The sequence below is a fragment of the Ureibacillus terrenus genome, from assembly GCF_006569205.1.
Taxonomy (GTDB): Bacteria; Bacillota; Bacilli; order Bacillales_A; family Planococcaceae; genus Ureibacillus; species Ureibacillus terrenus.
Genome location: NZ_VIGD01000004.1, coordinates 121,813 through 134,253 on the forward strand (window position 1 = coordinate 121,813; position 12,441 = coordinate 134,253).

The 12,441-nt window shown below is 41.5% G+C and carries 12 protein-coding genes; all 12 read left to right on the top strand.

The genetic code is table 11. From position 1 onward, the window contains the following. The first annotated feature begins 95 nt into the window (after positions 1 to 95). Positions 96 to 2,174 carry a type I DNA topoisomerase gene (gene topA / locus FKZ59_RS04510; protein ID WP_141601551.1) on the top strand — a complete coding sequence of 693 codons (2,079 nt, stop codon included), beginning with the start codon at positions 96 to 98 and terminating at the stop codon, positions 2,172 to 2,174. Positions 2,175 to 2,195: 21 nt separating this feature from the next. Beyond that, positions 2,196 to 3,509 carry an FADH(2)-oxidizing methylenetetrahydrofolate--tRNA-(uracil(54)-C(5))-methyltransferase TrmFO gene (gene trmFO, locus FKZ59_RS04515; RefSeq protein WP_141601552.1) on the top strand — a complete coding sequence of 438 codons (1,314 nt, stop codon included), beginning with the start codon at positions 2,196 to 2,198 and terminating at the stop codon, positions 3,507 to 3,509. Between the two features lie 263 nt (positions 3,510 to 3,772). Continuing rightward, positions 3,773 to 4,657, top strand: coding sequence for a tyrosine recombinase XerC (gene xerC / locus FKZ59_RS04520; protein WP_141601629.1), 885 nt, complete (start codon positions 3,773 to 3,775; stop codon positions 4,655 to 4,657). An 18-nt stretch (positions 4,658 to 4,675) separates the two neighbouring features. Continuing rightward, complete coding sequence (gene hslV, locus FKZ59_RS04525; protein ID WP_141601553.1) at positions 4,676 to 5,218, top strand: ATP-dependent protease subunit HslV; 543 nt, start codon at positions 4,676 to 4,678, stop codon at positions 5,216 to 5,218. Next, positions 5,218 to 6,606, top strand: coding sequence for an ATP-dependent protease ATPase subunit HslU (gene hslU / locus FKZ59_RS04530; protein ID WP_141601554.1), 1,389 nt, complete (start codon positions 5,218 to 5,220; stop codon positions 6,604 to 6,606). Before hslV ends, hslU begins: the two co-directional genes overlap by 1 nt. 66 nt (positions 6,607 to 6,672) lie before the next feature. Then, on the top strand, positions 6,673 to 7,452 hold the full coding sequence (codY, locus tag FKZ59_RS04535; protein WP_141601555.1) for a GTP-sensing pleiotropic transcriptional regulator CodY: 780 nt from the start codon (positions 6,673 to 6,675) through the stop codon (positions 7,450 to 7,452). A 348-nt stretch (positions 7,453 to 7,800) separates the two neighbouring features. After that, entirely contained in the window at positions 7,801 to 8,193 is a 393-nt protein-coding gene (gene flgB / locus FKZ59_RS04540) for a flagellar basal body rod protein FlgB (protein WP_141601556.1), read from the top strand. 2 nt (positions 8,194 to 8,195) lie between these two features. Then, a complete protein-coding gene (flgC, locus tag FKZ59_RS04545; protein ID WP_141601557.1) occupies positions 8,196 to 8,651 on the top strand; it encodes a flagellar basal body rod protein FlgC in 456 nt (151 codons plus the stop codon). 47 nt (positions 8,652 to 8,698) lie between these two features. Next, complete coding sequence (fliE, locus tag FKZ59_RS04550) at positions 8,699 to 8,977, top strand: flagellar hook-basal body complex protein FliE (protein WP_141601630.1); 279 nt, start codon at positions 8,699 to 8,701, stop codon at positions 8,975 to 8,977. Positions 8,978 to 9,037: 60 nt separating this feature from the next. After that, positions 9,038 to 10,627, top strand: coding sequence for a flagellar basal-body MS-ring/collar protein FliF (fliF, locus tag FKZ59_RS04555; RefSeq protein WP_141601558.1), 1,590 nt, complete (start codon positions 9,038 to 9,040; stop codon positions 10,625 to 10,627). A gap of 18 nt (positions 10,628 to 10,645) precedes the next feature. Then, positions 10,646 to 11,659 carry a flagellar motor switch protein FliG gene (fliG, locus tag FKZ59_RS04560; protein ID WP_141601559.1) on the top strand — a complete coding sequence of 338 codons (1,014 nt, stop codon included), beginning with the start codon at positions 10,646 to 10,648 and terminating at the stop codon, positions 11,657 to 11,659. After that, positions 11,643 to 12,440, top strand: coding sequence for a flagellar assembly protein FliH (gene fliH, locus FKZ59_RS04565; RefSeq protein ID WP_181733177.1), 798 nt, complete (start codon positions 11,643 to 11,645; stop codon positions 12,438 to 12,440). The genes fliG and fliH overlap by 17 nt, the downstream gene beginning before the upstream one ends. Position 12,441: the final 1 nt, after the last annotated feature.

The window sequence follows — 12,441 nt, forward strand, 5'->3', positions numbered from 1 at the left end:
AAAAAGTTGCAATATTATTCAATCTGTTATACATTTTGCAACAGGAATTTCTTTAATTATTTTATCAAAGGTGCCTCTAGTGAGGAGGAAGTTAGATGGCAGATTATTTAGTGATAGTGGAATCACCTGCAAAAGCGAAAACAATTGAAAGATATTTGGGGAAAAAATATAAAGTGAAAGCATCGATTGGACATGTAATCGATCTTCCGAAGAGCCAAATGGGCATCGATACGGAAAATAATTATAAACCGAAATATATCACGATTCGTGGAAAAGGTCCCATTCTTCAAGAATTGAAATCTGCAGCCAAAAAGGCGAAAAAAGTGTTTCTTGCAGCCGACCCTGACCGCGAAGGGGAAGCGATTGCATATCATTTGGCGAAAGCGTTAAATATTGATACCGAAAGCGAATGCCGGGTCGTATTTAACGAGATTACAAAAGATGCAGTTTTAGAGTCTTTCAAACATCCTCGGCCAATCAATATGCATCTTGTGGATGCACAACAGGCCCGCAGAATTTTGGATCGCCTTGTCGGTTATAATATAAGCCCCATTTTATGGAGAAAAGTGAAAAAAGGGCTGTCCGCCGGAAGGGTGCAATCCGTTGCATTGCGCCTCATTATTGACCGGGAAAATGAAATCAAAAATTTCGTTCCGGAAGAATATTGGACGATTGAAGGAAAGTTTGAGAAGGACAAAAAACAATTCGAAGCTTTTTATTTTGGTGACGGAAAAGAAAAGAAAAAACTTTCGAATCAGCAGCAGGTGGAAGAAATCCTGCGAAAAATCAAAGGTTCCGAATTTGAAGTGGTGAATGTAACAAAAAAGGAGAGGAAAAGAAATCCGGCTCCGGCCTTTACGACTTCCTCCCTTCAACAAGAAGCTGCGAGGAAATTGAATTTCCGTGCGAAAAAAACGATGATGATTGCGCAGCAGCTTTATGAAGGAATCGATATCGGAAAAGATGAAGGAACAGTCGGTCTAATTACGTATATGCGTACAGATTCAACACGGGTTTCCGACACTGCAAAAGCTGAAGCTATGCAATATATTTACGATAAATATGGTAAAGAATATGTCGCCGGAGAAATTCAAAAGGTGAAAAAACAATCACCGGCAGCCCAGGATGCTCACGAAGCGATTCGTCCTACGAGCGTCATGAGAACACCGGACCAGTTGAAAGATGTTTTGACACGTGACCAATTGAGACTATACCGCCTGATTTGGGATCGGTTTGTGGCCAGCCAAATGGCCCCTGCAATATTGGATACCGTGACGGTGGAATTAAAAAATTCCGATTGCGTTTTCCGGGCGAACGGTTCTCAAGTAAAATTCTCCGGATTCATGAAAGTGTATATTGAGGGCACGGACGATCAGACGGAGGAAATGACAAAATTGCTTCCGGAACTGGAAGTAGGAGACAAAATTAAATCCATCGAAATTAATCCGAAGCAGCATTTTACGCAACCGCCTCCTCGCTATACAGAAGCAAGACTTGTAAAAGAATTGGAGGAACTTGGAATCGGTCGTCCGTCCACTTATGCCCCGACAATTGATATCATTCAAAGACGAGGCTATGTACAACTTGAAAACAAACGGTTCATTCCGACAGAGCTTGGCGAAATCGTTCATTCATTGATGGTTGAATTTTTCCCGGAAATTATCGATATAGAATTTACCGCCAAAATGGAAGCGGATTTGGATAAGATCGAAGAAGGAAAAGTCGATTGGATTCAAATTATAGATACTTTCTATAAAGAATTTGAAAAACATGTGAAGCATGCCGATGAAGCGATTGAAAAAATTGAAATCAAAGATGAACCCGCAGGTGAAAATTGTGAGCTTTGCGGAGCCCCAATGGTTTATAAATTGGGTAAATATGGCAAATTTATGGCGTGTTCCAATTTTCCTGAATGCCGGAATACTAAAACGATTACAAAACCAATCGGCGTAAAATGTCCAAAATGTAAAACCGGGGAAATAGTGGAACGGAAAAGTAAAACGAAACGGGTTTTTTACGGTTGTGAAAAATACCCTGAATGTGACTTTATGTCTTGGGATAAGCCAATCAGTAGACCTTGTCCGAAATGTAATTCATTATTAGTAGAGAAGAAAGTAAAAAAAGGCGTTCAAGTTCAATGTATAAATTGCGATTATGTAGAGTCAACACAATGAAGTAAGGATGATGGTTATCATATGACAGAACAAATAGTAAATGTAATCGGAGCTGGACTTGCAGGAAGCGAAGCGGCTTGGCAAATCGCCAGCCGCGGAGTCAGAGTGAAATTGTATGAGATGCGTCCTGTGAAACAAACACCGGCCCATCATACGGATAAATTTGCTGAGCTGGTTTGTTCCAACTCTTTGCGTGCTAATACCCTTACCAATGCCGTAGGGATATTGAAAGAAGAAATGCGAATAATGAATTCGCTTATCATGGAGGCTGCTGATCGTGCAAGCGTCCCTGCAGGGGGCGCATTGGCCGTTGACCGCCATGAATTTTCGGGATATATCACGGAACAACTGAAGAATCATCCATTCATTGAAGTGATCAATGAGGAAGTGACGGAAATTCCTGAAGGGATTACGGTCATCGCGACAGGCCCTCTGACATCTGAATCTTTGGCCAAAAAGATTCAAGAATTGACAGGAGAAGAATACCTTTACTTTTATGATGCGGCAGCTCCAATCGTGGAAAAAGAAAGCATCAACATGGATAAGGTGTATGTAAAATCCCGCTATGACAAGGGAGAAGCCGCATATATCAACTGCCCGATGACGAAAGAAGAATTCGAACGGTTTTATGAAGCGCTGATCAATGCCGAAGTGGTTGAACTGAAAGAGTTTGAAAAGGAAATTTATTTTGAGGGCTGCATGCCCATTGAAGTAATGGCAAAGCGCGGACCGAAAACCCTATTGTTCGGCCCTTTAAAACCGGTGGGACTGGAAGACCCAAGAACCGGAGAGCGGCCATACGCCGTTGTTCAGCTGCGGCAGGACGATGCAGCCGGAACGCTTTATAATATGGTAGGATTTCAAACCCATTTAAAATGGGGAGCCCAAAAAGAAGTTTTCCGCCTCATCCCCGGTTTGGAAAATGTAGAAATCGTCCGATACGGGGTGATGCATCGGAACACGTTCATCAACTCGCCAAAATTGTTAAAGAAAACTTACCAGTTGAAATTCCGTCCGAATTTGTTTTTTGCGGGACAAATGACAGGCGTGGAAGGATATGTGGAGTCAGCGGGCAGCGGGCTTATAGCCGGAGTCAATGCGGCGCGGCTGGCGCAAGGAAAGGAACCGGTTGAATTTCCTGTGGAAACGGCTTTAGGAAGCATGGCCCGTTATATTACGGAGGCCGACCCAAACAACTTCCAGCCGATGAACGTTAACTTTGGATTATTCCCGGAACTTGGGGAACGCATCAAATCGAAGCAGGAACGGGCTTTGAAATACGCTGAACGCGCTATTGCAACAATTCGAAATTTTATGAATAATCAAACGATATAATTGATTTTAGCCTCTAAATGTTGCTATAATTTTAGAGGCTATTATTATGCCTGAAAACAAAAAAATGATGATTTTTTAACAAATTGTGAAGTTAAACTTATTTTTAACAATAATTTCTCATTTTTTACTTGATATAATTTGAAGTTCGGTATACAGTCGTGAATGGATGTTTTCACTGCATATACCAGACATGGAATGACGAGAGGTGTGCCTTAAATATTAAGGTGCTTCGGATAGAGGTGATCTGGTTGGACGTTCAACCAATGCAAGCGCTCGATGAATTTCTTCGGGTGATTCAAATAGAAAAAAATTTTTCCGTCCATACGGTAAAAGAATATGAACGGGATATTACCCAGTTCATCACCTTTTTGCATTCTGAAGGCGTCAATGATTTAAATGAAGCGGAATATTTGCATGCGCGGCTGTTTGTAACGAGACTGTATGAAGAAAAGCTGTCCCGCGCAACCATTTCAAGAAAAATTTCTGCAATCCGCACCTTTTTCCGTTTTCTCAACCGGGATTATGGAATCGATGTGTCACCTTTTTTATCTTTGTACCATCCAAAAAAAGAAAAATTATTGCCGGATTTTTTTTATGAAGATGAGCTGGAACAACTTTTTGCAGCGAATAAAGGAAATGATTTTAAATCTATCCGCAATATGGCCCTTTTGGAATTGTTATATGCGACAGGGATCCGTGTCAGCGAATGCGTTTCCATTGAACTGGATGATATCGATTTTTATTATTCCATTTTGCGGGTAATGGGAAAAGGGAGAAAGGAAAGAATCGTCCCATTCGGGCAATACGCCCATGAGGCATTGTTGAGATATATCAATGAAGCCAGACCGTTCATCATGAAAGATAAAAAACATAACCGCTTATTCGTGAATATGCGTGGAGGCGAACTGACTGCCCGCGGTGTCCGTCATATATTAAATGAAATGATTAAAAATGCAAGTTTGCATACAAAGATTTATCCTCATATGCTTCGGCATACTTTTGCCACCCATTTGTTGAACAATGGGGCAGATTTAAGAACAGTTCAGGAATTGCTCGGACATGCGAACTTATCCTCCACACAAATATATACACATGTTACAAAGGAACACCTTCGAAGTACTTATATGAAGGCGCATCCGAGAGCATAATGGTAAGGAGGGATTAAAATGGAAATGCATGCTACGACAATATTTGCCATCCACCATAACGGCAGATGTGCGATGGCAGGAGACGGGCAAGTAACATTGGGGAATTCCGTCGTAATGAAACACACTGCAAGAAAAGTTAGAAGACTGTTTAACGGCAAGGTGCTGGCCGGATTTGCCGGTTCGGTCGCCGATGCCTTTACGCTGTTTGAAATGTTTGAGGCGAAATTGAATGAATTTAGCGGCAATTTGCCACGGGCGGCGGTGGAAGTGGCGAAACAATGGCGTGGAGACAAGATTCTCCGCCAATTGGAAGCGATGCTGCTTGTCATGGACAAAAATACATTGCTATTGATTTCAGGTACCGGTGAAGTGATCGAACCTGACGATGGAATTCTTGCAATCGGCTCCGGCGGAAACTATGCCCTTGCAGCAGGAAGAGCTTTAAAACAACATGCCGGTGACCATATGACCGCGGAACAAATTGCAAAAGCGGCTTTATCGATCGCGGCAGAGATTTGCGTATTTACAAATCATCATATTATTGTGGAGGCGCTGGACTGATGACGACACTTACGCCAAGACAAATTGTGGAACAGTTAAATAGGTATATAGTGGGCCAGGATGCTGCAAAAAGGGCAGTAGCAATTGCATTAAGAAATAGATATAGAAGATCTCTCCTTAGCGATGAGCTGAAAAATGAAGTCATTCCGAAAAACATTTTAATGATTGGTCCAACTGGCGTTGGGAAAACGGAGATTGCACGCAGAATTGCAAAGTTGACGAACGCCCCTTTTGTGAAAGTGGAAGCGACGAAGTTTACGGAAGTCGGCTATGTCGGCAGGGATGTGGAATCGATGGTCCGCGATCTCGTAGAGGCTTCCAGAAGGCTCGTGAAGGAAGAAATGATGGAAAAAGTGAAGGAGCAGGCAGAACAGCAGGCGAACGAAGCATTGGTGAAATTGCTTGTACCTTCGAAAACAAAAACAAAAATGGCGCAAAATCCGTTTGAATTCCTTTTTGGCGGCCAAAAACACGAACCTTCTTCAGATTCTCAGGAAGAAGCCGAAATCCGCCAAAAACGGGCAAAAGTAAAAGAAGATTTATTGGCCGGCAAGCTTGAAGACGAGTGGGTTACGGTTGAAGTGACAGAACAAAATACAGCCTTTTTGGATATGATGATTCCAGGAATGCCGGAACTTGGTTCAAGCGGAATGCAAGATATGCTGTCAAGCCTTGTTCCAAAGAAAACGAAAAAACGCCGAATGAAAGTGAAAGACGCCCGCCGCGTTTTAACGGTGGAAGAGGCGAATAAATTGATCGATTCCGAAGAATTGGCGCAAGAGGCCATCCGTCGCGCCGAACAATCCGGCATCATTTTCATCGATGAAATCGACAAGATTGCCAGCAGAGGCCAACATTCTTCCGCGGACGTTTCCCGGGAGGGCGTTCAAAGGGATATTTTGCCGATTGTCGAAGGTTCTACCGTACCGACAAAATATGGTCCGGTCAAAACGGACTATATGCTCTTTATTGCAGCCGGTGCATTCCATATGTCCAAACCGAGCGACCTTATTCCGGAATTGCAAGGACGCTTTCCAATCCGCGTTGAATTGGATAAATTGACGAAGGATGATTTTGTCCGCATCTTAAAAGAGCCGGACCAATCGCTTATTTTGCAATATAAAGCTTTGCTTGAAACAGAAGGGGTCTTAATCGATTTTACGGATGATGCAATCGAGCGGATAGCGGAGATTGCAACGGAAGTAAATCAACAGACAGACAATATTGGAGCAAGAAGATTGCATACCATCATGGAACGTTTGCTTGAAGAATTATCCTTCGAAGCTCCGGAAATTGCTCCAACCCATATTCAAATTACCCGTGCATATGTCGATCAAAAACTTGGAGAAATTTCTAAAAACAAAGATTTGTCCCAATTTATTCTATGACTTTGAAATAAAAAGAGCATTTTCTAGAATACGAAAAGAATTAAAAAACCCTGGGAGGATATTGTTATGGATTTATTAACAAAAACTCGAAAAATCAATGCATTATTGCAAAAATCAGCCGGAAAACCGGTAAATTTCAAAGAGATGGCGGATACATTAGGAGAAATCATCGACAGCAACGTATTCATCGTTAGCCGTAAAGGAAAGCTTTTGGGCATTTCCATACATCAAAAAATCGAAAATGAACGCATGAAAAAAATGTTGGAAGAACGCAGATTCCCTGAAGATTACACAAAAAGTCTTCTTGAAATTACCGAAACATCTCCAAATATTGACATCAACAGTGAATATACAATTTTCCCAGTGGAAAACCGAGATATCTTTAAAAACGGCTTGACGACAATCGTGCCGATTATCGGAGGCGGCGAGCGCTTGGGAACATTGATTTTGGGCCGTTTGCATGAAAAATTCGGCGATGATGATTTGATCTTGGCGGAATATGGTGCGACAGTTGTCGGAATGGAAATCTTGCGCGAAAAAGCGGAAGAGATTGAAGAAGAAGCCCGCAGCAAAGCGGTGGTGCAAATGGCCATCAATTCATTGTCATATAGTGAATTGGAAGCGATTGAGCACATTTTTGAAGAGCTTGACGGAAATGAAGGGTTGCTTGTTGCTTCTAAAATCGCCGATCGTGTCGGCATTACTCGTTCCGTGATCGTAAACGCCCTTCGAAAACTTGAATCCGCCGGCGTGATTGAATCGAGATCCCTCGGCATGAAAGGGACATATATCAAAGTATTGAATGACAAATTCCTGTCTGCATTGGCTGAAATTAAGATGAAGTAATATTCTCTTCTTTGGTTAAAACAGATTCAGAAGGTTTCATCTTTTGATGAAACCTTTTTTAAAATAATTTATCGATATGAAAAATTAGTGAATTTTTTCTAGAACTTTTTTATCACTATTGGTATGGGAAAATTTATCATTTACGAAGCATTAGGCCAATTTTTATTTTGAAATAAAACTTTGGTTGTTGAAATTGTGTCTTTTTTTTTAAAACAAGGGACAAAAAAATTGATTCGGATAGCCTATGAAAAAGTACCAAAAGACGATAGACACTTGGAATTATCTTCTTTACAATTGATACTAGTATTGAGTAAGTATTTTTATACGATTCAAAAAGGAGGGAATGGGTTGGAATTATTCGATGCATCAATTAGTAATTTGGAACATGGTTTAAAATATGCATCTCTGAAAAACAAGACTATCGCACAAAATATCGCGAATGTCGATACGCCTAATTACAAGGCAAAAGATGTAAGTTTTAAAAAACTTTTGTCTGAAGAAAATCAAAAACAGATTAGGGCGTATAAAACAGATTTTCGACATTTTGATTTTGTGATTAAACCATCTACTCACGTTGTATATAGTTATGAAAACTACCAATATCGCCATAACGGCAACGGAGTAGATATGGACCAGGAAATGGCGGATCTTGCCAAAAACACGATTTACTATAATGCGCTGATTGATCGCATTAACGGTAAATTCAGCTCGTTGAATACGGTCATCAAAGGAGGGAAATAGGAATGTCGGTCTTTTCTAGCATGAATACAACAACATCCGCTCTAACAGCGCAACGATTGCGAATGGATGTCATTTCCTCAAACATCGCAAATATCGATACAACCCGCGCCAGACAAGTGAATGGAGAGTGGGAGCCATACAGAAGAAAAACGGTGGCCCTCGCAAGCAGCGAAGGAACATTTTCATCCTTTTTGAATAAGGCGATGGGGAAAAGCGACAGCCCAGGTAATGGCGTAAAGGTCACGAAAATCAACGAGGATTATGACACCCCATTTAAGCTTGTCTATAATCCAAGTCACCCGGATGCAAACGAGGACGGATATGTCCGAATGCCGAATGTTGATTTGTTGAAGGAAATGGTGGATTTAATCTCCGCCACACGTTCTTATGAAGCGAATGTAACCGTATTAAACGCCAATAAATCGATGTTGACGAAGGCGTTGGAAATAGGGAAATAGGAAATGGAGGATGAAGTGACTTGGAAATCAACTCAACAGCTTTTTCCATTCAACAACTGAATAAGGGAATAGAAGGATCTAATCAACGTACACCTTTTGAAGCGCAAAAAAGTTTTGCGAATACATTAAAAGATGCGCTCGACAAAGTGAACAACTACCAAGTTCAATCAGATGCACTGACAAATAAGCTGGTACAAGGTGAAGATGTGGAATTGCATGAAGTGATGATTGCGGCACAAAAGGCCAGCATCACCTTGAATGCGACAGTGGAAATTCGCAATAAAGCAATTGAAGCATACCAGGAAATCATGCGAATGACTGTTTAATCTACGGTTACCAACGGAATATAAAATGTTAGTGTATTCATTAGTACCGGAGGATTTATAATGAATGATCGACTTAAGAAAATAAAAACCGACACCATTCACTTTTGGAAAAGTCGGACAAAAAAGCAAAAGGGTGCATTGATTGGAACATTGGCCGGGGTTGTGGTGATTGCGTCTCTCATTACATACATAACGACACGAACGGAAATGGTACCGCTTTTCACCGAATTATCTGCGAAAGAAGCCGGTGAAATTGCGGAAATATTAAGTTCACAAGGAATTACATATGAAATCGCTCCCGGCGGAACAAATATATTGGTGCCGGAAGATCAAGTGGATAACATAAAAGTATCTTTGGCTGCGCAAGGATACCCTGAATCCGGAGAAATCAGCACAACGTTTTTTACTGAAAACGCGGGCTTTGGCATGACGGACAATGAATTTAATGTCATCAAGCACGAAGCTCTTGAAACCGAATTGGAAAACCTCATCAAGAAAATCGATGGCATCAAAGATGCAAAAGTCATGATTTCTATGCCGGAAAAAGGGGTTTTTATTCATTCGGATACGGAGAACGAAGAAGCTTCCGCAGCTGTCATTATACATACTGAACCCGGTTATAAATTTTCTGAAGAACAAATTCGGACGCTATACAACCTCGTATCAAAAAGTGTTCCAAATTTAAGCCCGGAAAATATTACAATTTCCAATCAATATTCTGAATACTACGATTTGGAACCTGATTCTTCCAACGGTTCCATTGACTCGGTTGAAGGTCAAATGAATGTAAAGAAGACAATTGAAAAAGATTTGGAACGGCAAGTACATAAAATGCTCGGAACATTAATGGGACAAGACAAGGTTGTTGTATCAGTAACAACCGATATCGACTTTAAGAAAGAAAATCGGGAAGAGAAATTGGTTGAACCGGTAGATAAAGAAAATATGGAAGGCATTGAGATCAGTGCCCAGCGCATCACGGAAACCTATTCAGGCATGGATGGGGCTGCCGGTCCGACGGAAATGGGCGACCCGACTGATAATGCAACCGGATATCAAGAAGTGACAAACGGAGATGGGGATTACGAACGAATTGAAGAAACGGTGAATAACGAAGTAAACCGGATTAATAGAACAATTCAAGAAAGCCCATATAAAATCCGTGATATCGGCATACAAGTCATGGTTGAACCGCCTGTTCCAGAAGATCCAACATCTCTCTCCGATACGGTCGTTGACGACATAGAAAAAATTTTGGCAACGGTTGTCCGCACTTCCATTGATAAAGAAGCTGCCGGGGAGTTGACAGATGAAGATATTGAAAATAAAATTGTTGTCTCTGTTCAACCATTCTATGGAAATGATGTAAAAAATTCTGAAGAATTTCCGACAATTCCTTGGTGGATTTGGGTTGTTGGAGGAATATTGGTTGCTGCGATTATCTTGCTTGTTGTGTATATCATCCGCTCCAGAAAACATCATGAAGAAGAATATGAAATCATCGAAGAACAAGAGAAAATACACGTGGATGATATTAATCAAGAAAAAGAAACAGAGTCTACGATTCGTCGCAAGCAGCTGGAAAAAATGGCAAAAGAAAGACCGGAAGAGTTCGCAAAATTGTTGCGCAGCTGGATTGCTGAAGATTAACGGATAGGAGGTTCGACTGTGTCCAGAAAGGAAAGAGGGTTGACAGGGAAACAAAAAGCTGCGCTGCTGCTCATATCATTGGGGCCGGAAGTATCTGCCAATGTATATAAACATTTAACAGAAGAAGAAATCGAACGGCTTACATTGGAAATTTCGGCAGTCAAAAAAGTTGAACCTGAAGTGAAAGAACAGATTATTGAAGAATTCCATAACATAGCCCTTGCACAAGATTACATATCCCAAGGCGGTATCGGATATGCAAAAACGATCCTTGAAAAAGCGTTGGGTCCCGAGCAGGCTCAGAACATTATTAACCGTCTGACATCATCATTGCAGGTGAGACCTTTTGACTTTGCCAGAAAAGCAGATCCGTCGCAGATTTTAAATTTTATACAAAATGAGCATCCTCAGACCATTGCGCTGATTCTGTCGTATCTGGAACCGCAGCAGGCAGGTGTCATCTTATCCTCATTGCCGCAGGAAATGCAAGCGGATATTGCAAGACGGATTGCCACGATGGAATCGACATCCCCGGAAGTCATCAGTGAAATCGAAGCGGTTTTGGAACGGAAGTTATCCTCGACTTTTACACAGGATTACACGGAGACCGGCGGCATCGATACAGTGGTGGAAGTGTTGAATGGCGTGGATCGCCAAACGGAAAAAACGATTCTCGATGCATTGGAAATTCAAGATCCCGAACTTGCGGAAGAAATCAAAAAACGCATGTTTGTATTCGAAGATATCGTGACGCTTGATAATCGTTCGATTCAACGGGTCATCCGGGATTGCGATAATGAAGATTTGCTTTTGGCCATGAAAGTTTGCAGCGATGAAGTGAAAGAAATTCTATTCCGCAATATGTCCCAAAGAATGGCGGAAACCTTTAAAGAAGAATTGGAAATTATGGGGCCCGTTCGCCTGCGTGATGTGGAAGAAGCGCAAACGAGAATTGTATCCATCATTCGCCGATTAGAAGAAGCAGGAGAGATTATTATTGCCCGTGGAGGAGGAGATGACGTCATTGTCTAAAATTATCCGTTCGGGCGAGACGATGGAAAAAAAAACCGGAACGGTTCAAATTAAAATTCGCGATGTGTTTGCGAAACAATTTGAAGCCGATTCAAATGCAGGCGAAAAGGAACAATCCGTTTCGTTGGAGGAAGTTTATAAAGAACGTGAACGCATTCTTGAAGAAATGAAAAGGGAAATCCAATCAAAAAGGGAAGAATTTGAAAAATATCGCCAATCCAAATTGGAGGAAATCGAAACGTTAAAACAACAATGGGGCGAAGAAAAGCTCATTCTGCAAAAAGAAGCTTATGATGAGGGATTCCAACAAGGCTATGAAGAAGGTATGAAAAAAGCTGCCGCCGATATGGAAAACGCGTTGAATCTTGCAAATGAAACCATTGAAAATGCCCGCATCAATGCGCAAAAATACCTTGAAGAACAGGAACAGGTGATTTTGGAATTGGCTTTGAAATCGGCCGAAAAAATCATCGGCGCGGCCCTTAAAAAAGATGAAACGCTGTTTCTTTCCATTGTACGGCGGGGATTGAAGGAAGCCCGTGAAAGCAAAGAAATAAAGTTGTATGTATCCCCTGCATATTATCAGTTGGTAACGGAAAACCGTGAAGAATTGGCGGTCATGTTTCCACCGGATGTACCGTTTTTGATTTTTGTCAATGAAGATATGGACGATACCGACGGCTATATCGAAACGAACCATGGGCGGATTGTCCTATCGATTGACGAGCAATTGAAAGAATTGCGCCTAAAACTCAGCGAAATGCTAGAAAGTAGGGATTGAT

Excerpts from the sequence above, each read along its gene's own strand:
- topA (WP_141601551.1), top strand. The coding sequence starts at position 96 with ATGGCAGATTATTTAGTGATAGTGGAATCACCTGCAAAAGCGAAAACA.
- trmFO (WP_141601552.1), top strand. The coding sequence starts at position 2,196 with ATGACAGAACAAATAGTAAATGTAATCGGAGCTGGACTTGCAGGAAGC.
- xerC (WP_141601629.1), top strand. The coding sequence starts at position 3,773 with ATGCAAGCGCTCGATGAATTTCTTCGGGTGATTCAAATAGAAAAAAAT.
- hslV (WP_141601553.1), top strand. The coding sequence starts at position 4,676 with ATGGAAATGCATGCTACGACAATATTTGCCATCCACCATAACGGCAGA.
- hslU (WP_141601554.1), top strand. The coding sequence starts at position 5,218 with ATGACGACACTTACGCCAAGACAAATTGTGGAACAGTTAAATAGGTAT.
- codY (WP_141601555.1), top strand. The coding sequence starts at position 6,673 with ATGGATTTATTAACAAAAACTCGAAAAATCAATGCATTATTGCAAAAA.
- flgC (WP_141601557.1), top strand. The coding sequence starts at position 8,196 with ATGTCGGTCTTTTCTAGCATGAATACAACAACATCCGCTCTAACAGCG.
- fliF (WP_141601558.1), top strand. The coding sequence starts at position 9,038 with ATGAATGATCGACTTAAGAAAATAAAAACCGACACCATTCACTTTTGG.
- fliH (WP_181733177.1), top strand. The coding sequence starts at position 11,643 with ATGACGTCATTGTCTAAAATTATCCGTTCGGGCGAGACGATGGAAAAA.